Origin of the sequence: Marinobacter pelagius (assembly GCF_003315345.1) — a bacterium.
Classification (GTDB): Bacteria; Pseudomonadota; Gammaproteobacteria; order Pseudomonadales; family Oleiphilaceae; genus Marinobacter; species Marinobacter pelagius_A.
The window spans coordinates 1-22,153 of the sequence record NZ_QNRO01000031.1 but is presented as its reverse complement, the minus strand read 5'-3'; the positions used below and the strand labels follow the sequence as shown (position 1 = coordinate 22,153).

The 22,153-nt window shown below is 60.0% G+C and carries 21 protein-coding genes; 20 read left to right on the top strand and 1 reads right to left on the bottom strand.

Going from position 1 to position 22,153, the window contains the following annotated elements; translation table 11 throughout:
- The first annotated feature begins 31 nt into the window (after positions 1-31).
- A complete protein-coding gene (gene rplQ, locus DET50_RS18235; protein WP_113864160.1) occupies positions 32-430 on the top strand; it encodes a 50S ribosomal protein L17 in 399 nt (132 codons plus the stop codon).
- A gap of 178 nt (positions 431-608) precedes the next feature.
- Here rplQ and uvrA read toward each other — a convergent pair whose 3' ends face one another.
- Positions 609-3,434, bottom strand: coding sequence for an excinuclease ABC subunit UvrA (gene uvrA / locus DET50_RS18230; RefSeq protein WP_113864159.1), 2,826 nt, complete (start codon positions 3,432-3,434; stop codon positions 609-611).
- 185 nt (positions 3,435-3,619) lie between these two features.
- Between uvrA and DET50_RS18225 the strand changes: the two genes are divergently transcribed.
- The 19 genes from DET50_RS18225 to DET50_RS18135 all read left to right on the top strand — a co-directional run bounded on the left by DET50_RS18225 (position 3,620) and on the right by DET50_RS18135 (position 22,004).
- A complete protein-coding gene (locus tag DET50_RS18225) occupies positions 3,620-4,990 on the top strand; it encodes an MFS transporter (protein ID WP_113864169.1) in 1,371 nt (456 codons plus the stop codon).
- Positions 4,991-5,047: 57 nt separating this feature from the next.
- On the top strand, positions 5,048-5,575 hold the full coding sequence (gene ssb, locus DET50_RS18220; protein ID WP_113864158.1) for a single-stranded DNA-binding protein: 528 nt from the start codon (positions 5,048-5,050) through the stop codon (positions 5,573-5,575).
- Between the two features lie 278 nt (positions 5,576-5,853).
- Positions 5,854-6,726: a type IV pilus biogenesis protein PilM gene (locus tag DET50_RS18215; RefSeq protein ID WP_258546171.1), complete on the top strand. Its 873-nt coding sequence runs from the start codon at positions 5,854-5,856 to the stop codon at positions 6,724-6,726.
- Entirely contained in the window at positions 6,723-7,331 is a 609-nt protein-coding gene (locus DET50_RS18210) for a PilN domain-containing protein (protein ID WP_113864157.1), read from the top strand. The genes DET50_RS18215 and DET50_RS18210 overlap by 4 nt, the downstream gene beginning before the upstream one ends.
- Entirely contained in the window at positions 7,328-8,014 is a 687-nt protein-coding gene (locus tag DET50_RS18205) for an MSHA biogenesis protein MshJ (protein ID WP_113864156.1), read from the top strand. The genes DET50_RS18210 and DET50_RS18205 overlap by 4 nt, the downstream gene beginning before the upstream one ends.
- 1 nt (position 8,015) lies before the next feature.
- Positions 8,016-8,339, top strand: coding sequence for a hypothetical protein (locus tag DET50_RS18200; protein ID WP_113864155.1), 324 nt, complete (start codon positions 8,016-8,018; stop codon positions 8,337-8,339).
- On the top strand, positions 8,336-10,057 hold the full coding sequence (gene mshL, locus DET50_RS18195; protein ID WP_113864154.1) for a pilus (MSHA type) biogenesis protein MshL: 1,722 nt from the start codon (positions 8,336-8,338) through the stop codon (positions 10,055-10,057). Before DET50_RS18200 ends, mshL begins: the two co-directional genes overlap by 4 nt.
- Before the next feature lies 1 nt (position 10,058).
- Complete coding sequence (locus DET50_RS18190; RefSeq protein ID WP_113864153.1) at positions 10,059-10,898, top strand: ExeA family protein; 840 nt, start codon at positions 10,059-10,061, stop codon at positions 10,896-10,898.
- The gene (locus DET50_RS18185; protein ID WP_258546170.1) at positions 10,895-12,037 is read left to right on the top strand and encodes a tetratricopeptide repeat protein; all 1,143 of its coding nucleotides are present in this window, start codon (positions 10,895-10,897) and stop codon (positions 12,035-12,037) included. Before DET50_RS18190 ends, DET50_RS18185 begins: the two co-directional genes overlap by 4 nt.
- Entirely contained in the window at positions 12,038-13,807 is a 1,770-nt protein-coding gene (locus tag DET50_RS18180) for a GspE/PulE family protein (RefSeq protein WP_113864151.1), read from the top strand.
- Positions 13,807-15,036, top strand: coding sequence for a type II secretion system F family protein (locus DET50_RS18175; protein ID WP_113864150.1), 1,230 nt, complete (start codon positions 13,807-13,809; stop codon positions 15,034-15,036). The genes DET50_RS18180 and DET50_RS18175 overlap by 1 nt, the downstream gene beginning before the upstream one ends.
- A 1-nt stretch (position 15,037) precedes the next feature.
- Positions 15,038-15,562 (top strand): hypothetical protein, encoded by a 525-nt coding sequence (locus DET50_RS18170; protein ID WP_113864149.1) that lies wholly within the window; start codon positions 15,038-15,040, stop codon positions 15,560-15,562.
- 59 nt (positions 15,563-15,621) lie between these two features.
- On the top strand, positions 15,622-16,176 hold the full coding sequence (locus DET50_RS18165; protein ID WP_113864148.1) for a prepilin-type N-terminal cleavage/methylation domain-containing protein: 555 nt from the start codon (positions 15,622-15,624) through the stop codon (positions 16,174-16,176).
- Between the two features lie 44 nt (positions 16,177-16,220).
- The gene (locus DET50_RS19755; protein ID WP_113864147.1) at positions 16,221-16,709 is read left to right on the top strand and encodes a type II secretion system protein; all 489 of its coding nucleotides are present in this window, start codon (positions 16,221-16,223) and stop codon (positions 16,707-16,709) included.
- Positions 16,710-16,762: 53 nt separating this feature from the next.
- Positions 16,763-17,251 (top strand): type II secretion system protein, encoded by a 489-nt coding sequence (locus tag DET50_RS18155; protein ID WP_113864146.1) that lies wholly within the window; start codon positions 16,763-16,765, stop codon positions 17,249-17,251.
- Positions 17,251-17,745: a prepilin-type N-terminal cleavage/methylation domain-containing protein gene (locus DET50_RS18150; RefSeq protein WP_113864145.1), complete on the top strand. Its 495-nt coding sequence runs from the start codon at positions 17,251-17,253 to the stop codon at positions 17,743-17,745. The genes DET50_RS18155 and DET50_RS18150 overlap by 1 nt, the downstream gene beginning before the upstream one ends.
- Positions 17,745-18,527: a type II secretion system protein gene (locus DET50_RS18145; protein ID WP_113864144.1), complete on the top strand. Its 783-nt coding sequence runs from the start codon at positions 17,745-17,747 to the stop codon at positions 18,525-18,527. The genes DET50_RS18150 and DET50_RS18145 overlap by 1 nt, the downstream gene beginning before the upstream one ends.
- Complete coding sequence (locus DET50_RS18140) at positions 18,517-18,948, top strand: hypothetical protein (RefSeq protein WP_113864143.1); 432 nt, start codon at positions 18,517-18,519, stop codon at positions 18,946-18,948. Before DET50_RS18145 ends, DET50_RS18140 begins: the two co-directional genes overlap by 11 nt.
- Positions 18,945-22,004, top strand: a complete 3,060-nt coding sequence (locus DET50_RS18135; RefSeq protein ID WP_113864142.1) for a DUF6701 domain-containing protein — start codon at positions 18,945-18,947, stop codon at positions 22,002-22,004. Before DET50_RS18140 ends, DET50_RS18135 begins: the two co-directional genes overlap by 4 nt.
- The last annotated feature ends 149 nt before the right edge of the window (positions 22,005-22,153 follow it).

Here is a 22,153-nt window from a genome sequence, read left to right as displayed (position 1 = left end):
GCCGATTAGTTTAAGGTAAGGAATCAGAGCAATGCGTCATCGTAAGAGTGGTCGTAAGTTCAGCAGGACCAGTGCGCATCGCAAGGCCATGTTCCGTAACATGACTGCGTCACTGGTTGAACACGAGCTGATCAAAACAACGCTGCCGAAAGCCAAAGAGCTTCGTCGGGTAGCCGAGCCTTTGATCACGCTTTCCAAGAATGATTCGGTTGCAAACCGTCGCCTGGCGTTCTCTCGCCTGCGCAGCGATGCGGCGGTAGCCAAGCTGTTTGACGAGCTCGGCCCGCGCTACAGCGACCGTCCGGGTGGATACCTTCGTATCCTTAAGTGTGGCTTCCGTGCCGGTGACAATGCCCCGATGGCATTTGTCGAGCTGGTGGGTCGCCCGCTGGATATCGAAGCGGAAGAAGTGGACGACGACGAAGAGTAAGATCTTCGCAGTGGTTCAGGAAGAGCCGGGGGTGGAAACGCCGCCGGCTTTTTTGTGCCTGGAATAAAAAGGGGTCAGAAGAAAGCGTTCTTCTGACCCCATGTTCAGGTCGGACCTCCAAAGGTTCACGGATAAAATCGGGGTCTGATGAAAACCTTCATCTGACCCCATCTTCATCTCAGCTCTTCGCCAGCATCTGCTTCAGATAGCGGCCGGTATGAGACACCGGGTTCTCCGCGACTTCCTCCGGCGTGCCTTCGGCAATGATCTGCCCGCCACCGGAGCCGCCCTCCGGACCCAGGTCGACAATCCAGTCCGCGGTCTTGATCACGTCCAGGTTGTGTTCGATCACCACAATGGTGTTGCCGTGATCCCGCAGGCGCTGCAATACGTTGAGCAGCTGCTGGATATCGTAGAAATGCAGGCCGGTGGTCGGTTCGTCCAGGATGTACAGGGTCTTGCCGGTATCCCGTTTGGACAGCTCCTTGGCCAGCTTCACCCGTTGCGCTTCGCCCCCGGACAGGGTGACGGCGCTCTGGCCCAGCCGGATGTAGGACAGGCCTACGTCGATCAGGGTCTGTAGCTTGCGCGCCAGGAACGGAACGGCATCGAAGAACTCGCGGCCTTCCTCTACGGTCATCTCCAGCACTTCGTGGATGTTCTTGCCTTTGTAGCGCACCTCCAGGGTTTCCCGGTTGTAGCGTTTGCCCTTGCACACGTCGCAGGGTACGTAGATGTCGGGGAGGAAGTGCATCTCCACCTTGATGACGCCATCGCCCTGGCAGGCTTCGCAGCGTCCGCCCTTGACGTTAAAGGAGAACCGTCCGGGCTTGTAGCCTCGGGAACGGGCCTCCTGGGTGCCCGCAAACAGTTCACGGATGGGAGTGAACAGGCCGGTATAGGTGGCCGGGTTGGAGCGGGGCGTGCGGCCGATGGGGCTCTGGTCGATGTCGATCACCTTGTCCAGGTGGTCCAGACCCTTGAGCTTCTTGTAAGGCGAGTGATTGAGGCTCGTCGCCTTGTTCAGCTTGGCGGCGGCCACCGGGTACAAAGTGCTGTTGATCAGGGTGGACTTGCCGGAGCCGGATACCCCGGTAATACAGGTCATCACTCCCAGGGGGAGATTCAGGGTTACGTCCCGGAGGTTGTTGCCTGTGGCACCGGTGAGGGTTAACTGCTTTCCGGAGCCCGTGTTTCGCGTCGGCGGTATGGCAATTTCCTTCTGGCCACTGAGGTACTGACCAGTCAGGGAGTTCTCATTGGCAATGATGTCCTCGGGGCGCCCCTGGGCAACGACATGGCCGCCGTGGACCCCGGCGCCGGGACCGATGTCGATCACATAATCGGCGGCACGGATGGCGTCCTCATCGTGTTCGACCACGATTACCGTGTTTCCCAGGTCCCGCAGATGGGTGAGTGTAGCCAGTAGACGGTCGTTATCCCGCTGATGCAGTCCGATGGAGGGCTCGTCCAGGATGTACATGACGCCGACGAGACCGGCGCCGATCTGACTGGCCAGGCGGATGCGCTGGGCCTCGCCGCCGGAGAGTGTATCGGCGCTGCGCTCGAGGGTCAGGTATTCCAGCCCCACATTCACCAGGAACTGCAGACGCTCCCGCACCTCCTTGAGGATCTTCTCGGCGATTTCGCCTTTCCGGCCCGGCAGGGTCAGCTGTTCGAAATAATCGTGTGCCTCGCCCACCGGCAGATGGGTCACCTCGGGCAGGTTCCGCTCCTCGATGAAGACGTGCCTGGCGCTGCGGCGCAACCTGGAGCCGCCGCAGTCCGTACAGGGCTGGGTGCTCAGGTTGCGGGCCAGCTCCTCGCGCATGCTTTGGGAGTCCGTTTCCCGGTAGCGGCGTTCCAGGTTCGGCAGAATGCCTTCGAAAGGGTGGGCCTTTTCCATGATATGACCGCGGGAGTTCACATAACGGAACGGAATCTCCTCGGAGCCGGAGCCATACAGCAGGACCTGCTGGAAAGACTCGGGCAGGTCGATCCAGGGTGTTTCCAGGTCCATACCGTAGTGCTCGGCCACACTCGACAGCATCTGGAAGTAATACACCGCGCGCCGGTCCCAGCCCTTGATTGCACCTTCGGCCAGGGTCGCCTCCGGGTGCTGGATGACCTTTTCGGGGTCGAAGAACTGCTTCACCCCCAGGCCATCGCAGGTCGGGCAGGCACCGGCGGGGTTGTTGAAGGAAAACAGCCTGGGTTCCAGTTCGCTGAGGGAGTAGCCGCATTGCGTGCAGGCATAGCGGGCGGAGTAGGTGTGTTCCTCGCCCTCGCCGGTCATGGGCGCGACCAGAGCGATGCCGTCCGCCAGTTCCAGAGCGGTTTCGAAACTCTCGGCCAGGCGCTGTTCCAGACCTTCCTTGACCTTGAAGCGGTCGACCACCACGTCGATCTGGTGTTTGCGCTTCTTGTCCAGGGCGGGCACATCGTCGATGTCGTAGACGGTGCCGTCGACCCGCAGCCGGATAAAACCCTGGCTGCGCATGTTGTCGATCACGTGGAGGTGCTCGCCTTTTCGGTCCCGGATGACCGGGGCCAGGATCATCAGCTTGCTGCCCTCGGGCATGGCCAGGACCTGATCCACCATCTGGCTGACCGTCTGGGCTTCCAGCGGCTGGCCGTGATCCGGGCAGCGGGGCTCGCCGGCACGGGCGAACAGCAGTCGCAGGTAATCATAGATCTCGGTGATGGTGCCCACCGTGGACCGGGGGTTGTGAGAGGTGGACTTCTGCTCGATGGAAATCGCCGGTGACAGACCTTCGATGTGGTCCACATCGGGCTTTTCCATCATGGACAGAAATTGTCGGGCATAGGTGGAGAGAGATTCCACGTACCGGCGCTGGCCCTCGGCGTACAGGGTGTCGAAAGCCAGCGACGATTTACCGGAGCCGGACAGGCCTGTGATCACGATCAGCTTGTCCCTTGGCATATCCAGGTCGATGTTCTTCAGGTTGTGGGTGCGTGCACCCTTGATCTGGATATGGTCCATACCACCTCTCAATCTGGGAAAAACGAGAATTATACCGCGTTACCGGAAGGCCGGTGAAACCGGTATTGACCGAGACGGTCCCGGGAGTCCCTCGGTCCGATCGGTTCTGTTACAATGCGCCGCCTGCGGGAGGTATCTGGCCTCCCGGTTATCTGCTTTCAACCCCGGCTGAGGTGAACATCGCGATGAACGCGCTGGAAAAACGCTCCGTAGCAGCCCTGGCATCGGTCTATGCCATGCGAATGCTGGGGCTGTTCATGGTCATGCCGGTGTTCATGCTGCTCGGCGAAGACCTCCAGGGTGCCACGCCCGCGTTGCTCGGCCTGGCCATCGGCGCCTATGGCCTGAGCCAGGCCCTGCTGCAGATTCCTTTCGGGCTTCTCTCCGACCGTGTCGGTCGCAAGAGGATGATCTATCTGGGGCTGATTCTCTTTGCGACCGGCAGCCTGCTCGCTGCAGCAACCGAGTCCATATACGTTGTAATTGCCGGTCGGATTCTCCAGGGCGCCGGTGCCATCGCCAGTGTATTGATGGCGCTGCTCAGTGACCTGACCCGGGAAGAGGAGCGCACCAAGGCCATGGCCACCGTGGGCATTTCCATCGGGTTGTCGTTTTCGGTGTCTCTGGTGCTGGGGCCGTTGCTGGGGGCAGTCTGGGGGCTCCAGGGCATTTTCTATGCCACTGCAGTGTTGGCCCTGATTGCCCTGGTGGTGGTGAGCCGGGTGGTGCCGACCCCGCACCAGCACAAGATCAGCGCCGATACCCACCCGGCAAAAGACATGCTCGGCCGGGTGCTCGTGGATGGTCGCCTGGTCCGGCTGGACTTTGGCATATTCGCCTTGCACCTGGTGCTGACTGCGCTGTTCCTCGTGTTCCCGTCGGTACTTGAGGAGCGACTGGGCCTGGCGGCCAGTTCGCACTGGTGGTTCTACCTGACGGTCATGGTGACCTCTTTCTTCGCTATGGTGCCGTTCATCATCATTGGTGAGAAGAAGCGCAAGATGAAGCCGGTGCTCTGTGGTGCCATCGCGTTGCTGACGCTGGCGACTGCCGGTCTGGCCGGGCTGGGTGGCAGCCTGGTCAAGGCGTGGGCTGTACTGTTCTTCTTTTTCATGGCCTTCAATCTGCTCGAAGCCAGCCTGCCGTCCCTGATCAGTAAGGAGGCGCCGGCGGCGAGCAAAGGAACGGCCATGGGGGTTTACTCCACCTCCCAGTTCCTGGGTGCGTTTCTCGGTGGTGCGCTGGGTGGTGTCCTGTTGGAGACGGCCGGCGTTGTGGGTGTGGTATGGATGATGGTGGCCGTGCTGGCGGCCTGGTTACTGGTGGCCCTGACCATGCCGGCGCCGGGTTACACTACCAGTTTCGTGGTACAGTTACAGCAGGCAGTCAGCCAGACTTACGACGATATCGATGAACGCCTGCGTCGCCTGCCCGGAGTTCAGGATGTGGTTATCGTCGAAGATGCCGCAACCGCCTACCTGAAGGTGGACAGGCAGAAATTTGATGAAGGGTTACTTGCGGAGCTGGCGTTTGTCCGGCAGGGTAACGGTTATTGAAATCCGGAAGGTCGCAGGGAGTGCGGCTTCCCTTGAAAATACATTCAGGAGTTGATGATGGCACGAGGCGTAAACAAGGTCATTCTTATCGGCAATCTGGGCCAAGACCCGGAGACCCGCTATACCCCGAACGGCAATGCCGTGGTGAACCTGAACCTGGCAACCGATGAGAGCTACAAGGATCGTCAGACCGGCCAGCTGGTGCCGAAAACCGAGTGGCACCGTATCGTGCTGTTCGGCAAGGTGGCTGAAGTGGCCGGGCAGTATCTGCGCAAGGGTTCCAAGGTCTACATCGAGGGCAAGCTGCAGACCCGCAAATGGCAGGGGCAGGATGGCCAGGACCGATACACCACCGAAGTGGTGGTCGACATCAACGGCCAGATGCAAATGCTGGACAGCCGTGGTGGTGAAGGTGGTATGAACCAGGGCGCTCCGGCAGGCCGCCCGCAGCAGTCGAGCTACAATGCCCCGGCTGGTCAGCAGAATGCGCCGGCCCAAGGTCAGCAGTCAGGCGGTTACAACCAGCCTTCCCAGGGCAGCATGCCCGAGCCGGTTGATGATTTTGACGACGATATTCCCTTCTAGTCAAGATCCGTCGATCTGAACAAAAAAGCCCCGGATTGCAAGCGCGTCCGGGGCTTTTTGTTACCGGGGTGCAAAAGAACGTGAAATGGTTCAAAAAAACATAGAACTGCGCTCACTTTTTAACCTATCATTGCAGGTCAATTAGAGTTCCGCCTGTTACTCAGGCACATAATGATAATTAGGGCCTTGCGAGTGGCCCCGGCTTCCAGCCCAGGTTCATGACTGACAACACCCTTTTCAAAAAGATCACCGGATTCTTGAGACCTGGCGGATCACCCGTGCGCGTTGCCCTGGAGGTACGTCCGGATGGTATTGCCTGGTCGGTGGCGCCTGCCTCCCCGGCGCAGCAGCTCGGGTTTGTGGAATGCCCGCCGGCCCGGCGAGCCGAGGTGCTCGGTTCCCTCGTTGATGAACATGGGTGGAGCGGCGCGCTGGTAGATCTGGTGTTGCCGATGGAACAGTATCAGGTGTTCCAGATGGAACGCCCGGCGGGTCTCGACGACGCCGAGCTTGCCGATGCCCTCAAGTGGAAGCTCCGGGATCTGCTGGAGTTCAGTCCCGCCGATGCTATTTCCGACGTGTTTCCGTTTCCCGCTGATGCCGCCCGTGGCCGTGGCGAGCTGGTGAATGTGGTTGCGGCCCGTAATTCCCTTCTCAGGGAATTGGTTGCACTGGTACAGCAATCCGGCCTCAAGCCGGGTCGTATTGATATTGCCGAACTGGCCCTGCGTAACCTGGCGGCGAGACTGGATCCGGACAGCAAGGGTGCCGCTCTGGTTCACCTTCGCCAGAATTACGGCCAGATGATCATCTGCCGGGGGCAGACCCTCTACCTTTCCCGGCGCCTCGATGTGTCTGCCTCAGGGTTGCGTGATGCGGCCCGGCAGGAAAGCGTGGTGCAGGCGCTGGCCCTCGAAATGCAACGTTCCCTGGATTACTACGAAAGCCAGATGGGCCAGGTGCCGCCGGCCCATATCCATCTGGTTGCGAAGGACCGTGATCTGCCCCTGGCCTCGATGCTGTCTTCCTACCTGGCCGCAGGCGTGAGCAATCTGGACTGGGCTGCTCTCGGGCTGGAAAGTGCCGTCGACAGTCGCTGCCTGCCGGCCTGGAGCGCCGGCTTGCCGCTGATCGGGGAGGCAGGCAAGTGATTCAGCAGGTCAACCTTTACACCAGTGAGTTGCGTCCACGGCAACAGCGGTTGTCCGCGACCAGGGCTCTCGGTGTTGCCGTTTTGCTGATACTGGTTATTGCCGGCTACGCGGCCTGGCTCAGTTATGAGCAGCGCCAGTTGGCGCAAGTGGTCACCGCGATGGAACAAAAGAATGTCCGTTTGGATGAGGCGGTTGCCAGTCTGTCCGAGGCGGTCGAGCGTCGCCAGCCGGATCCGGAGCTGGAGGCGGCATTGCAGCGTATCAGTGAGACGCTGGCCCGACGCCAACGCCTGCTGGAGCGCGTGGAGGGGCTGGTAGTCAGCCCGGGGCAAGGCTTTTCCCCGCAGATGGCGGCCCTGGCGAGGCAGATTCCGGAGAACGTCTGGCTCACCGGCATTGTCCTGGAGGGCCAGCCCCAGCGGATTCAGATCGAAGGCCGGACCCGTACCTCGGCGCAGGTACCACTGTATCTGGAACAGTTGGGGCAGGCGCCGGCTTTCACCGGCAGGACGTTTGGAGTGTTCCGCCTTGATCGCCCGGACGAAGGCAACTGGGTGGAATTCTTTGTGGCCAGTGAGCCTGGTGCCGGGGAGGAGTCATGAGCGACGCCCGACAGAGTGGCCTGGCAGGTCTCGGAGACTGGTTCAATGATCGCCCCGCCAGGGAGCGGGTGCTGTTGCTGGTCACCGGGCTGGTGGTCGTGCTCTTCGCCGGCTGGGAGCTCGCGCTGGCCCCCGTCAGCCAGGAGATCCGGAGCCTGGAAAGCCGTCGGGTACTGGCGGAAACCCGCCAGACAGACCTGCTCACCCGGCAACAGGAGCTGGAACAGATACTGGCTCAGGATCCCTCTGCAGAGCTGCGTCAACGCCTGGAGCAGCGGCAGAGTCGTCTGGACCAGCTTGATCAGCAGGTGGCCGAGACCGCAGACCAACTGATCGCGCCAAGGGCGATGGTAGCGTTGTTGCGGGAAATTCTGGCGGCGCAGGACAACCTGACTCTGCTGGCACTGGAATTGAAAACACCGGAGCCGGTGTACGCAGACTCCGGCTCCGGAACTGGTGAGGCTGGTGGTAAGCAGCCAGAGCCGCTGTTGTTCGCGCACTCCGTGGAGCTTCGGGTTCAGGGCGGTTACCTGGATGTACTCGCGTATCTGGAGCGTCTTGAGGCGATGGATGACCGGCTCGGATGGGTGCGGCTGAGTTACGACGCCACGTCCTGGCCGGCCGGAGAAGCCGTGATCGAGGTGCGCACGCTGAGCCTGGAAAAGGCCTGGCTAGGGGTATGACATGAGATTCGCCGGATCATTAATTGCCATTATCGCTTTCCTCGCCAGCATGCCGGTCGCGGCCCTGCAGGATCCTACCAAACCGCCCGGTATTGAATCTCCGGCGATCCGGAGCCAGCCGGCAAGGTCCCTTTCCCTGGACTCGATCGTCTATGGCCGGGATCGCAAGGTGGCGGTGATTGAAGGCGAAGCGCTCCGGGAGGGCCAGGGTGCCAATGGTATCCGCGTCAGAAAAATTCATCAGGACCGGGTCGAGGTGCTGGATCGGGGCAATCCCCGGGTCCTTTACCTGGACAAGCTTCCGCAAGTGCGGGGAACCCAATGACAGAAATTCAGGCAACCATGAATTCATTCAAGAAGCTGGCGTTGATCGTTGCTGCCGGGATGGTTTTGACCGCCTGCAGCAACAACCCGCTGATGCGCACGGGGGCGGCGACATCCACAGACGCGGCGGACGATATCGTGCGAACCCTCGAACAGGTCGAAGCGGAACAGCAGGGTGGGAATGGCTCTCCCGAACCTGCGACGTCTGCCATGCCTGCCGATATCAGCGCCCAGCTGCTGCCGCCCCTTGCTGCGGACAATGATCTGGAGGAGCGCTTTGACGTCAATGCCCGGGGCGTGGCGGCGGACAGCTTCTTCCAGTCCCTGGTGACCGGGACCCGTTTCAATGTGGTGGTGCATCCGGAAGTCACGACCGCTATCGACCTTCGTCTTCGGGATGTCACCGTTCCTGAGGTCATGGACATTGTTGCCGACCTGTATGGCCTGGATATCCAGCGCAAGGGCCGCTTGTACCAGGTCAACGCCGATCGCATCCAGACCCGGATCTTTCCCATCGATTATCTGCATTTCAAGCGCAAGGGTGGTTCCGAAACCCGCGTGAGCTCCGGCCAGGTAACGAGTTCCCGCAGCAACGCCAGCAATGGCGATACCGACAACGGCGAGACCCGGAGCCTGATTGGCACTGCCATCTCCACCGAGACCGAATCGAATTTCTGGCAGAACCTGCGTACCTCCGTGGAGATGATCGTCAGCACCGGTGAGGGTGGCCAGGTGATCGTGAACCCCGGCCCCGGCCTGATCATGGTGCGCGCCAGTTCCGAGCAGTTGCGGCTGGTGGAAGATTACCTTCGCCGGACCGAGCTGATTATGCAGCGGCAGGTGGTGCTGGAGGCCAAGATTCTGGAGGTGGCACTCAACGAAGGCTACCAGCAGGGCATCAACTGGTCCGATCTCCAGCGCGCCTCCTCGGTAACGGCAGCGGACGGATTGCCAGCGGATTTCACCGCCCAGAGCCTGGCCGGGCAGGCCATCAGCACCTCTGATATCGGTGGCCTGTTCTCCGCCACCTTCCGGGAAGGCAGCTTTACCGCCCTGATCGAACTGTTGGGTACCCAGGGTAACGTGCAGATTCTCTCCAGCCCGCGGATTTCCACGGTGAATAACCAGAAGGCGGTGATCAAGGTAGGCACCGACGAATTCTTTGTGACCGACATCGACTTTGATGACGAGAATTCCGCCGTCACCGGTTCGGACAGCACTTCCACCTCCGTGGAGCTGACGCCGTTCTTCTCCGGCATCTCCCTGGATGTAACGCCTCAGATTGGCGAGGACGGAACCATCACCCTGCACGTCCATCCCTCGGTCAGCGAAGTGGACGATCAGGAAAAAATCATCACCATCGGTGAGCGGGACGTTACCCTGCCTCTGGCAGCCAGCAAGGTACGGGAGACCGACAGCGTGGTCCGCGCCGAAAGCGGCCAGATCGTGGTGATTGGTGGTCTGATCCAGAACACCAGCGAGGACACCAACTCCTCGGTACCTTTCTTCAGTGACATCCCCCTGGTCGGTGAGCTTTTCAAGCAGCGCCGGTTCGAGTCCCGCAAGAGCGAGCTCGTGATTTTGCTGCGGCCGGTGGTTGCCCAGACGTCGACCATGAACGCGGATGTTTCCGCGAGCCGGGAACGTATGGAGGTGCTGCGGGAGTTGCTGCAGTCCTCGCGGTCAGTCACCCCGGAGCCGGAGAAAGCGCCGCGCTGATATGTACGAAGCCCATTTCGGACTGCAGGAAGCACCGTTCGCATTGACGCCCAACACCCGCTATTTCCTGCGGGCGCCCAGCCATGCTGATGCGCTGGAACTGCTGCTTGTGGCGCTGAAGGAACGGGAAGGGTTTATCAAGATCACCGGTGAAGTGGGTACAGGCAAAACCCTGCTTTGCCGCTTGCTGCTCAAGGATCTGCGGAACCGGGTCAGCACCGCCTATATCCCCAATCCCAATCTTCCCCCGGAAGCACTGTACGAGGCGGTGGCCGAGGAACTCGGGGTGGATGTCTCCAAATGTGCCAACACCCATCAGGTACTGAAAGCCCTGAATCGGCGTCTGATCAAGCTGGCGATGGAGCAGCGCTCGGTTGTTCTGGTGATCGATGAGGCCCAGGCCATGCCTGAGCCGACCATCGAAGCGCTCCGGTTACTCACCAACCTGGAAACGGAAAGCCGGAAACTGTTGCAGGTGGTGCTTTTCGGGCAGCCCGAGCTGGATGTTATGTTGAGCAAGGAGAGTCTGCGGCAGCTGCGCCAGCGCATTACTTTCCAGTACAGGCTCTGTGCCCTGGATCGCCAGTCTGTCAGCCAGTATCTGCGTCATCGGTTGGCCCAGGCAGGGTATAACGGGGGAGAGCTCTTCGCCCCGGCAGCCCTGAAACTCATTACCCGTTCTTCCGGTGGCATACCCAGGCTGGTCAACGTGTTGGCCCACAAGGCCATGCTGGCGGCCTGGGGGCAGGGTGCCCGACAGGTGAACCGGAGCCACGTGCTCAATGCCATCCGGGATACCGAAAGTGCCAGGCAGCCAGGCCTGTTGGCGAGGTGGTTATGAGTCTGCTGAATGACGCACTCCGGGCCGCGGAGGAACGCCAGCAGAAGCCGGAGGCGCCTGCTGCCTACACTGGCCAGGGGCACTCCGCACCGGCGAGCAAGAATCGCTTGGTGCCGGTATTGGTAGTGCTGGTGGTTGCGCTGGCATCGGTGGCCGGCTACGCCTTGCTCGCGGAAAACCATGGCGTTGCGGAAACCGCACAGGCGGAGGCGCCTGAGTCGTCTGCCAATCAGGTGCCCAAGGATTCGGGGGCGGAGATCGCCGCTGAAAAGCCAGTTACCGAGACGGTAGAGGCCAGAGACCCGGAGCCGACAGCACAGGCGCCTGAAGAAGCGCCGGAAACCACGTCCCGAAATGCACCGGAACCTGCTCCCGAGCCCGAGCCCGAGCCCGAGCCCGAGCCCAAGACCGAGCCCAAGACCGAGCCCAAGACCGAGCAGGAGCCGGCGCCGGTTCTTGAAAAGCAGGTCGCTCAAAACACCCGTCCGGAACCGGAGAACCCTCCTGTTAGTCAGTCGCAACCGGTGGGGCCTGAAACCGAACGGGCACAGGTCAAACAAGTCCGGGAGACCCCGGAGAGCATTGACCGCCGGGTGAGCCGAGAGCTGGCCTCCCTGCTCAGGGAAGGCCGTTCCCGTGAAGCGGCTGAAAAATTGCGGACCCTGCTGGCGGAACAGCAGGCGCCGGTGAGCCGCGCGACCCTGGCCCGGGTCCTGCTGGTGGAAGGCCAGCCGGAAATTGCGCTGGCCTGGCTGCCGGCACCGGAGGTGATGGCCGTGCCAGACTTGCGCTTGCTCCGGGCCAGAGCGTTGCTGGCCACCGGTGAACTGGGTGGTGCGGTCGCGGTCCTGCGCAGCCAGGTACCGCCCCTGGAAGGGCATATCGAATACCGGGTAACCCTGGCAACCCTGCTGCAACAGGCCGGCGAAAGTAGTGAAGCGGCTGAACAATGGACCGCGCTGCTGACGACCGATGACGGCCGCGCCGCCTGGTGGGTTGGCCTTGGCGTGGCCCTGGAATCCCAGGGCAAGACTGCGAGCGCTGCACGGGCTTATACCCAGGCCGCAGCACTGCCGGGCTTGTCGCAGTCCCTGGCGGATTATGTTCGTGAACGTTTGAAGCAATTACAGGCAGGCTGAATGGCTACGGAACCGAAGAAAAAGCTCCGTCTTGGCGACCTGCTGGTGCAGAACGACGTCATTACCGAGGAGCAGCTGCAGACCGCCCTGCGGGAGCAGAAAAACAGTGGCCGCAAGCTGGGCAAGACCCTGGTGGACCTCGGCTACGTGGATGAAGACACCATCCTCAACATGCTGTCGCGACAGCTGGATCTGCCGTTCGTGCAGCTGCGCCACTTCCGCTTCAATGAGCAACTGGTGCGCCGGCTGCCGGAAGCCATGGCCCGCCGTTTCCGGTCCCTGGTGCTGGACGAGCAGGGCGGCGAACTGTTGGTGGGCATGGCGGACCCGCTGGATATCTTTGCCTACGACGAGTTGGTCCGGGTCCTGAAACAGCCGATCCGACAGGCCGTGGTGCGCGAGAGCGAACTGCTTTCCACGCTTGACCTGGTTTATCGCCGCACCGAAGAGATCGCCTCCCTGGCCGAAGAGCTGGAGGATGAGCTTTCCGACGACGCCTTTGACCTGGCCAGCATGTCAGAGGAATCGGAGAGCGAAGACGCACCGGTGGTCCGACTGCTCAAGACCCTGTTCGAGGATGCCGTGCAGGCCCGCAGTTCCGACATTCACATCGAGCCTGATGAGACCGTGGTCCGGATCCGGCAGCGGGTGGATGGTGTCCTGCAAGAGCAGGTCATGAAAGAAAAGCGCGTAAATGCCGCCCTGGTCCTGCGCCTGAAGCTGATGGCGGGCCTGAATATCTCGGAAAAGCGCCTGCCCCAGGACGGCCGCTTCAACGTGAGGGTCAAGGGCCGTAGCATTGACGTCCGGATTTCCACCATGCCCGTGCAGTACGGTGAATCCGTGGTCATGCGTCTGCTGGATCAGAGCCAGGGCCTGCTGGATCTGGACAGCATCGGAATGCCGGAGGAACTGCTGCAGCGTTTCCGGCGGATGATCCGCAAGCCCCACGGCATGATCCTGGTCACCGGCCCCACCGGTAGCGGTAAGACCACCACCTTGTACGGGGCCCTGAGCGAGCTCAATCGACCCGAAGTAAAGATCATCACCGCCGAGGATCCGGTGGAATACCGGCTGCCCCGGATTACCCAGGTGCAGGTTCATCCCAGGATTGGTCTCGAGTTTGCCGATGTGCTCCGGGCCGGCCTGCGCCAGGATCCGGACATCATGCTGGTGGGCGAGATGCGGGACCGTGAGACCGTGGAAATCGGCCTGCGCGCGGCCATGACCGGTCACCTGGTGCTGTCCACGTTGCACACCAACGATTCCATCAGCAGCGCCATGCGCCTGATCGACATGGGTGCCGAGCCTTTCCTGGTATCCAGCTCCCTGCTGGGAGTGGTGGCACAGCGCCTGGTGCGCCGGGTCTGCGAGAACTGTTCCGGGCCCTATGAGCCCACCGAGCAGGAACGGGTGTGGCTGGAAACCTTCGATCTCGATCCTCTGGACCGGGAAGCCGGATTTGTCCACGGCCGTGGTTGTTACCAGTGCAGCAACACCGGCTACAAGGGGCGTATCGGTGTCTATGAAATGCTGGAGATGAACGAGCCCATGCTCGATGCGTTGCGCCAGCAGGATGTCTCCGGCTTCAGCAGGGCGGCGCGGCAGAGCCGTTTCTATCGGCCGTTGGGGCGGTGTGCCATGGACTACGCATTGCGGGGTGTGACTACCCTGGCGGAAGTCGCCCGGGTGGCAGCAACGTCGGAAGGGGATTTTTCACCGGAGGACGAGTTCCCCGGGCCGGATGAACCCCTTGGAGGCGGTGCCTGATGCAGTTCTCCTACCGGGGCAAGGACACCAATGGCAGCATGAAGCAGGGCTCCCTGATTGCCGGCAATGCCGATGCCGCCGCCGCCGAGTTGATGCGCCGGGGTATCACACCCCTGACTATTCGGGAACAGGCGGAGTCCCGCTCGTTGTCCGACCGGGTCAACCGGCTGGCGGTTTTCCGGGGCAAGGTGACACTGGATGAATTGATCGTGTTTTGCCGCCAGATGCATTCACTGACCCGGGCCGGCATTCCTCTGATCCGGACCATGCGCGGGCTGGCCGAGACGTCTCGCTCACCGGTACTGGCAGACGTTCTGGATGATGTGACGGCACGGCTTGAAGGCGGCACCGCGATGGCCGCCGCCATGCAGGCCCATCCGGACGTTTTCTCCGACATGTTCGTGGCCATGATCCACGTCGGCGAGAATACCGGCCGTCTGGACGACGCCTTCAAGCGCCTTGCCGAGATTCTGGAACTGGAACGGGACACCAAGCGACGGCTCAAGCAGGCCATGCGCTACCCGACATTCGTGGTGGTGGCGCTGTTGGCCGCGCTGATGGTGGTGAACTTCCTGGTGATTCCCAAGTTCGCCACAGTGTTCAACAAGCTGGGGGCGGATTTGCCGTTCCTGACCCAGGTGCTGGTCGGTACGTCCAACTTCCTGCTCGGGTACTGGTACGTGGTGCTGTTTGCGGTTGCCTCGGGCGGCCTTCTGTTGCGGCAATGGAAACAGACCGAACAGGGCAGAATCACCTGGGATCGTTACAAGTTGAGGCTTCCGGTGATCGGCAACCTGCTGGAGCTGATCACCCTCAGCCGGTTCTCCCGGAACCTGGCTTCAATGCTGGCAGCTGGCATGCCGGTCAACCATGCCCTGACGGTAACCGGGGAAGCCACCGATAACGCCTGGATTGCACTGCACATCCGGGAAATGCGGGCGGGAATCGAACGGGGCGAAAGCCTTCTGCGGACGGCACGGCAGAGTGACATGTTCACACCCCTGATCCTGCAGATGATTGCGGTGGGGGAGGAAACCGGCTCGGTGGATGAAATGCTCACCAACGTGGCGGATTTCTATGACGAAGACATCGACTACGGCCTGAAGCGGCTGGCGGAATCCATCGAGCCCATCCTGATTGTGGCCATGGGCATACTGGTCCTGATCCTGGCACTGGGCGTATTCCTGCCGATCTGGGATCTGGGCTCGGCAGCCATGGGGCGCGGCTGAGTTGGCTGCTGTCAGCGCCGTGGGGTATGTGGGGGCGGACAACCACCGCCGGTTCCAGTGGCTGGCGGCGTTTTGCCTGCTGGGCGTGGCGGTCAGTGTACTGCTGGTGTCTCTTGAACGCACCGCCGTCCAGACCGAGCGGCAAAGTGTGCAGCTGATGCTGAACCAGCTCCGAAGCGCGCTGGTGGTAAAGGGCGCCGAGGTCATGCTGACCGGCGGAAGGTTGGAGGATTGGCAAGGCACCAATCCAGTGGACTTGTTGCAGTCAGCCCCCGTGAACTGGGGTGGTGATTGCAACGGGGCGAATCACCGGAAGGGCGTCTGGTGTTTTATGCGGGACGAGCGGGTTCTGGTGTACCGGTCCCGGTGGGCAGAGTTTCCGGGTGTGAGTGGCGGCCCGGAGCAGGCGGAGAGGCTTTTCTGGCGGGTAGAGACGGAATTTACCCGGCTGGCAAAGGTTCCCGAACGCAGGGCGGTGGGGCTTGTGTTAAATCGTGTGAATTTTGGTCAGCAAAAGCCTTATTAACTATGGGGTTAATGGTAGATATGAGAAAATTGAACGATAGATCAACTAAAGGAGCTGTTATGAGCGTTCAGCAACGAAACCGGGGTTTTACCCTGATCGAGCTGGTGGTGGTCATTGCCATCCTGGCGATTCTGGCAGCATTTGCACTGCCGCGGTTTGCGCAGCTTTCTGAGGAGGCGCATCGGTCTAGTGTGAAGGCTACTACGGGGGCTCTGGCAGCGGGGATAGCTCTTTCCAAGGCCCAATGGGTCACTAACGGTCTGTCAGGCTCTACCCCGGCTCTTCAGGGGTTTGGTGACGGTGATCTCAATGTTTCGAGTCGTGGCTGGCCTGTGGCTTACAACGGAACCTATGAAGGTGAGCCGGATGGTTCAGCCATTATGAATGCCAGCCGGTGTGAGCAGATCTGGAATGGCGTCCTGCAGGCTAACGCGCCCACCGTGGCGACGGCAACAGGTACAGGTGTGGAATATGTCGCCGCAGAAGTAGCTGCCGGAGCCGCGACAGCAGACACCCAGCCTAACTGCCAGTTTACCTATCAGCTGGACGGGACCAGTTCAAAGACAATTACCTATGATGCGGATACCGGTTCAGTTACTACTAATGTGAACTGATTTATCCAGTAACGACAAAAGTAATTCAAAAACGGAGTAGAGACATGAAAGACATGATTCCCAGCAGGAAAGAGAAAGGTTTTACCCTCATCGAGCTGGTGATGGTGATTGTGATTCTGGGCATTCTGGCGGCATTTGCTTTGCCGCGATTTGCGGACTTTAGTGGCGATGCCAAGGACGCAACTATCCGCGGAGCAATTGGCTCAGTGCGCTCTGCTGCACAGATTGCGCATGCGGCGTATTTGGCTGACGGTACCACTCCTGCCACTGTTCAACTGGATGGCACGAGCATCGATATGTCCACTAATGGCTATCCGTTGGCGGTTCCTGGGGCTACGGAAGCAGGGATTGAAACTGCTGCTCAGTTATCGGGAGAATTTTCAACGTCAGGCACTGCGGGCGATACCTCCGCGGACTTCATATTTGCTGACCAAGATGGGGATACAGCAAGTAATGATTGCGGCTTTAGTTACAACCAAAGCACTGGGGCTGTAACCATTCTCGATGATGGTGATGGCGTCGTTTGTAATTAACCCAACGATGCCTAATTAGTACCGACTCCAGATAGGAGCTTGGAAAAGCAATTATGGGGTGCACGGGCGAGAGATCTGTAATCCGGGTTCAAGGGTTTACGCTAATCGAACTGATCATGGTCATCATCCTGATGGGCGTGCTTTCCGCACTCGGCATCGGGCTTTTTGCAAGAAGCCCGACCTTCTCCCCTATGCTGGCCGTCCAGCAACTATCCTCCGCCACGCTGCTTGCTCAGCAAGCAGCGCTGGCGGGAAATCCCTCCAATAGAGTTGTCATTCGACAGCTAGCTGATGAGCTCCAGTTCGAGGCTGCAGGCGAGAGTTTTACTCTGGAGCGCGAAGGTGCGTCACTGAGCTACCGTGCCAATGGCGGCCCTTTCGCTACGATTCCGGCAACAGGGCTAACTGTGTCGTTCAACGGACTCGGTCGGATCGCAGCTCCGGTAGCCCGAGAAAATATCGATTTCCGTATCACCGGAGTCAGCCAGTACGATCTGTGCCTGAGTTCCCTGGGTGCAGTCTACCAGGGAACCTGCCAGTGATGCGGCAGTCTGGCGTTACCCTAGTCGAACTGATCATCACCATAGTGGTGCTCGGCATCGCCATTGCGGGAGTGGTCGGGGCCTTCTCCGTGATCACTGGCCGGAGCGCAGACCCGCTGAACCAGACCCGAGCCGTGACTCTGTCCCAGTTGTATATGGATGAAATCCTCTCCCGCTACTACGACGAATCCACGCCGTTGGGCGGTGGCAAGGTGGCCGCTGCCGATGTGGACTGCGGAACCGGCGGACCGGATGGGGAAACACGTCCGACGTTTGACGACACCGATGATTACGATGGCCTGGCGGATGGCCCGCCCGCCGACAGCGATGGTAATGCTCTGGTCGGTTATGGTGGTTTTGCGGTCGCGGTCGCTGTCGCCTGTGCCGGTACAGAGGTCGGTGTGGCGGCTGAGGATGCCAAGCGCATCGACATCACCATCACTGATCCTTCCGGCCAGGACTGGCTATTCACCGCCTACCGGGCCAATTTCTGATGCGACGCTCGGCTGGCTTTACTCTCGTCGAGCTGGTGATGGTGATCGTACTGTTGGCGATCATTGCAACCATCTCGGTGCAGTTCGTAACCCTTTCGACGCAGGGTGCCCTGGATGTGGGTTCCCGGCAACAGCGGGCATTGCAGGGTGTGGTGATCAGCGAGCAGATTTCCCGGGAGCTTCGTCAGGCGTACCCCATTTCAGTGCGAACTGCCGGGAGCTGTATCGAATGGCTGCCGGTCTTATCAGCAACAACCTACATCAAACGGACCTCGGGACCAGACTTCAATGAAATTGAAGTCGCCCCGTTCGGCGGAACTCCGTCGTTCGGTGATGCTCGAGTGCTGATTTATGGCTATGGCTCACCAACGGTTGATGCCTTGTACGACACCAGCGATCCGGGGCCGGTCAGCCCTCTAATCAGCAGCATCGATAACAATGTCTCCCCAGCTGTTATCAACTTGTCCGCCGGCCACAAGTTCAACCAGAATTCTCCCGAGCGGAGGCTGTTTGTTATCGGCTCTCCCCTCAGCCTGTGCAGGAGCGGTCGATTTCTCTACCGTTACAGTGATTATGGTATTAACCCTGCTCAGCCAACACCACCGACCGGTGGAACCCGTGAGGTATTGACTGCAAACCTGACCGATCCCGTAAATTTTTCTGTCAGCCCGCCGACTCTTCAGAGAGGGGCTCTGGTAAGTTTCACTTTCACGCTGGAAGATCCCCGGAGTGGCGAAACCACAACCGTGAGCCAGGAGGTGCAAATCCGTAATGTTCCCTGACTCCCGTTTTTCCAAACCTCTGGTAATCCGCTACCAGCAGGGTATCGGGCTGCCCATCGCTCTGTTCGTCATCACCGTGTTGGCACTATTGGTGGTGGGAATGGCTCAGCTTCAGCAGGCGACCGGGCAGTCGGTGAGCCTGCAGATTCAGTCTCAACGGGCGTTTTATGCGGCTGAGAGCGGGGCGCAGCTGGCGGTGGCAGGAGTACTTGATGGTGGAAACTGCGCTGCTGTACCGGCATCGGTGAATTTTTCAGTAAACGCGCTTAAAGGCTGCCGCGCCGAGCTTCAATGCAGTGTGACTGCCCCTCTCCCGATACCGGGAAATGGGAGCAATCGCGTTTATACCCTTGAGAGCTCGGGACTGTGTGGTGTCGGGGACGAGTTGGCCCGACGGGTCGTGGAGGTACGGGTTCGATGAGGCGTTTGCTTTCGTTGGGAATGCTCGTCTTTAGTCCGTTGCTATGGGCAGAGTGCTCCGAGGATTATGCCGGTCTGGCTGTGATCAATGAGGTCTCGGATACCGAGAACTTTATTGAGGTCAAGGTGTTAAGTTCCGCCATTGATGCAAGCGTCTATGGTGATTGGACCCTCAGTTTCTGTAGTTCTGACGGTAAACAGAATCCAACCATCCAGTGCAGCGGTGAGCGACGCCTTGACCTCGCTGATAGCACTGGTTTCCCCTGGTTGGTCATGGACAGCACGGATCTTGGTGGCACTGACGTTGATTTACGCGGCATTGAAATACGTTTGAGCGATGTCAACGGCAACACGATCGACTATCTCCGGGTTGCAGACCTCAGCGATAGTAGTGCCGTCGCTGACGTGTCTACCCTTGAGGATACTACCTGCGAAATAGTATCGGTGATTGATGCCGGCGGAGGTAACTCGGGAAAGTTGACTATGCGGGAGCCCGATGGCGCGGGAGACTGGAATCTGGACCCCGGAAAATCCGGCCCAGATGCCACCTCGGGAGACACCAATGATGGTGGTGGCACCACCAACCTGCCGCAGATTTCCATCAATAATCCGGTTGTATCCAGAGGCAATCCGGCTGTTTTTACAATCAGCCTCAGTACCGCGCCTGCTGGTCCTCTTGAAATCACTTATGAGACGCGTAACGGTTCGGCGGTGGCGTCCTCTGATTACTCGGCCGTTTCGGGGAGTTTGGTGTTCGGCACCGACGATACCAGTAAAAGCCTATCCGTGGATACGGGCGGGACGCCCGCAGACGTTGCGGAAACCTTTTATCTCGTTCTTGGTGTGCCCACTTTGGAGGCTGGCGAGACTTTTGGAGGTACCTTTGTTTCGCAGGTCGGTATTGGTGAAATCAGCCCCTCCAACCCGGCTACCACGCTGGCCGGGTTTGAGTTCGTGGCGGATGCGGCCGCCAGTGTCTGTACGCCTCACTCGGTGACGATCAGTGCAATCAATGACAATGGTGACGTGATGACGGGCTATGACGGCGCCGTCCGGTTGTCGACGTCCTCCGGCCATGGCACCTGGAACCTGGAAGACGGGCAGGGGGCCCTGGCTCCCGAGCCCGACAGCAGTGACGATGGCTCTGTATTCTATGACTTCGTTGCCAGTGATGGTGGCGAGGTCCGGTTTCAGTTATCCAATACGCACGCGGACATCCTGACGGTAACCGTTCTGGATGAGACGCTCGGGGTTTCTGGCACAAGCAACGCCATTGAGTTCCTGGAGAATGTGCTGCGTATCACTTCGAAGGATGGGCTTGGCGATGATCTCATTGCCGGACGACGCCACCAGTACCGTGTAGACCTGCTGAAGCGGGATGATACCGGTGACTGCACCGTTGCCGAGGACTACCAAGGAACCTATGCCCTCCAGGCATGGTTGGATCGCACGGCCGGGGATCCGGGTGGCTTGGAGCCCTCTCTTACTTCGGCAAACACGCTAGGCCAGGTGCCGGACGTTGCCGGGCCGGAGACGCTGGAGGTTACGTTCACCAAGGGAGTCGGGACATTCAGTCTGCTGGCACCAGACGTCGGCCAGTATACGCTCAGGCTTCTCGATAGCGTCAGCGGCTATGCTGAAGCCCTGGATGGCTCGCCGATCCCGATTCCCTCAACATCCGCTGGAGCGCCCTGGACGGTTCGTCCCTTTGCTGTCGCAATCCGGGCTCCCGGTAATCCCGGAGCTACTGATGCCAGTGGGCCAATATTCAAATCGGCGGGGGAAGCCTTCACCATTGAGGCCAAGGGGGTTCTCTATAATGCTGCGGATGACTCCGACGGCGATGGTCAGGCGGATCCGGGTTCGAACCTGTGGGACAATATCGTCGCACCCTCGTTCGGCCAGGAAGGTGAAACCGTAACCGTTGAGGCAGATCTTCGGGCACCGCTGCCGGGTAACAATCCCGGGTTGGTAGGCACTACGAACCCCTTGAGTACGTTTACAAATGGTGTAGCGTCAACTGCCGGGCTTTCGTTCCCGGAAGTTGGTGTCATCGCTCTTTCCGGCAGAATTACTGACGGCAGCTACCTCGGTGCCGGCCCTGCACGAACACAAAAGATGGTCCATGCCTCGGGGCCGGTGGGACGGTTTATACCCTCTCGACTGGATCTGGATCTCTTGGATGAAGGTACGCTGAGTGCGGCGTGCACAGCTGGCACCACGGATTTTTCCTACACTGGCCAGGACTTCGAATGGCTTGTGCCCCCCCGTTTCCAGGTAACCCCCATTAATGTGGAGGGCAACGAAACCGAAAATTACCTCAGGGGTGACTTCATGAAGTTGTCGGCCACAGGTTTTGCGCGAACCTGGCCGCTGACAGACGAGGCTGCAACTCTGTCCGGTGGCAGCGCATTAGCACCCTTGGTGTCCAGCACCGGGCCTGGCCTGATTGAGGCACGTGCCGATGGCAATCCGATTTTTTACCGTTATTCCGGTTCCGATCTGTTTCGCTACAGCAAAACGGTTGGTGCGGCTATTGTCCCTTTCAGCCCGGTTCTGAACTTTGGAGTTTCGAGTGTAAGCGATGCCGACGGAGTGACATGGTCGGCGCCAACGACAGTCACGGCGCCGGCGCCCTCTGCTTTTATACCGTCGGCTCCGGGTGAGATCCGCTACGGTCGCCTGCAAATGCAAAACGTCTACGGCCCCGAAAATGTGGACGAGTTACTGATGCCGTTTTCGGCAGAGTATTGGGATGGCTCACGGTTTGTGACGAACACCGATGATAGCTGTACGCCCTGGAGTACGGCCAATATCACCGACCCTCAGGCCTATCATTCTCTGGTTGCCGATTCGGGCAGTCTGGCTGCCGGCGTTGGCGGGCCGCTAGTTCTGGAGCCTAACGGGGATCGCGGCACGGATACTCTGATCTGGGACATGCCCATCTGGCTCGAGGGCGACTGGGATCAGGATGGTGCGCTGGAAGATCCTTCGGCGACGGCAACGTTCGGGGTGTTCCGGGGGAATGACCGGATTGTTTATTGGCGGGAGCGGTAAAAGTGGGGTCTGAAGAAAGCCTTCTTCTGACCCCGTGTTAGGCCGTGCCGCCGTTGAAGTGACCCCCAAAACCTGGACAGTTTAATCAGGCTGCAGTCGCAGCCTGTTCTCTGTACTCCACCGGAGTCAGGCCGTTTAAGGTCAGCCGG

Excerpts from the sequence above, each read along its gene's own strand:
- rplQ (WP_113864160.1), top strand. The coding sequence starts at position 32 with ATGCGTCATCGTAAGAGTGGTCGTAAGTTCAGCAGGACCAGTGCGCAT.
- uvrA (WP_113864159.1), bottom strand. The coding sequence starts at position 3,434 with ATGGACCATATCCAGATCAAGGGTGCACGCACCCACAACCTGAAGAAC.
- DET50_RS18225 (WP_113864169.1), top strand. The coding sequence starts at position 3,620 with ATGAACGCGCTGGAAAAACGCTCCGTAGCAGCCCTGGCATCGGTCTAT.
- ssb (WP_113864158.1), top strand. The coding sequence starts at position 5,048 with ATGGCACGAGGCGTAAACAAGGTCATTCTTATCGGCAATCTGGGCCAA.
- DET50_RS18205 (WP_113864156.1), top strand. The coding sequence starts at position 7,328 with ATGAGCGACGCCCGACAGAGTGGCCTGGCAGGTCTCGGAGACTGGTTC.
- DET50_RS18200 (WP_113864155.1), top strand. The coding sequence starts at position 8,016 with ATGAGATTCGCCGGATCATTAATTGCCATTATCGCTTTCCTCGCCAGC.
- mshL (WP_113864154.1), top strand. The coding sequence starts at position 8,336 with ATGACAGAAATTCAGGCAACCATGAATTCATTCAAGAAGCTGGCGTTG.
- DET50_RS18190 (WP_113864153.1), top strand. The coding sequence starts at position 10,059 with ATGTACGAAGCCCATTTCGGACTGCAGGAAGCACCGTTCGCATTGACG.
- DET50_RS18185 (WP_258546170.1), top strand. The coding sequence starts at position 10,895 with ATGAGTCTGCTGAATGACGCACTCCGGGCCGCGGAGGAACGCCAGCAG.
- DET50_RS18180 (WP_113864151.1), top strand. The coding sequence starts at position 12,038 with ATGGCTACGGAACCGAAGAAAAAGCTCCGTCTTGGCGACCTGCTGGTG.
- DET50_RS18175 (WP_113864150.1), top strand. The coding sequence starts at position 13,807 with ATGCAGTTCTCCTACCGGGGCAAGGACACCAATGGCAGCATGAAGCAG.
- DET50_RS18165 (WP_113864148.1), top strand. The coding sequence starts at position 15,622 with ATGAGCGTTCAGCAACGAAACCGGGGTTTTACCCTGATCGAGCTGGTG.
- DET50_RS19755 (WP_113864147.1), top strand. The coding sequence starts at position 16,221 with ATGAAAGACATGATTCCCAGCAGGAAAGAGAAAGGTTTTACCCTCATC.
- DET50_RS18155 (WP_113864146.1), top strand. The coding sequence starts at position 16,763 with ATGGGGTGCACGGGCGAGAGATCTGTAATCCGGGTTCAAGGGTTTACG.
- DET50_RS18150 (WP_113864145.1), top strand. The coding sequence starts at position 17,251 with ATGCGGCAGTCTGGCGTTACCCTAGTCGAACTGATCATCACCATAGTG.
- DET50_RS18145 (WP_113864144.1), top strand. The coding sequence starts at position 17,745 with ATGCGACGCTCGGCTGGCTTTACTCTCGTCGAGCTGGTGATGGTGATC.
- DET50_RS18140 (WP_113864143.1), top strand. The coding sequence starts at position 18,517 with ATGTTCCCTGACTCCCGTTTTTCCAAACCTCTGGTAATCCGCTACCAG.
- DET50_RS18135 (WP_113864142.1), top strand. The coding sequence starts at position 18,945 with ATGAGGCGTTTGCTTTCGTTGGGAATGCTCGTCTTTAGTCCGTTGCTA.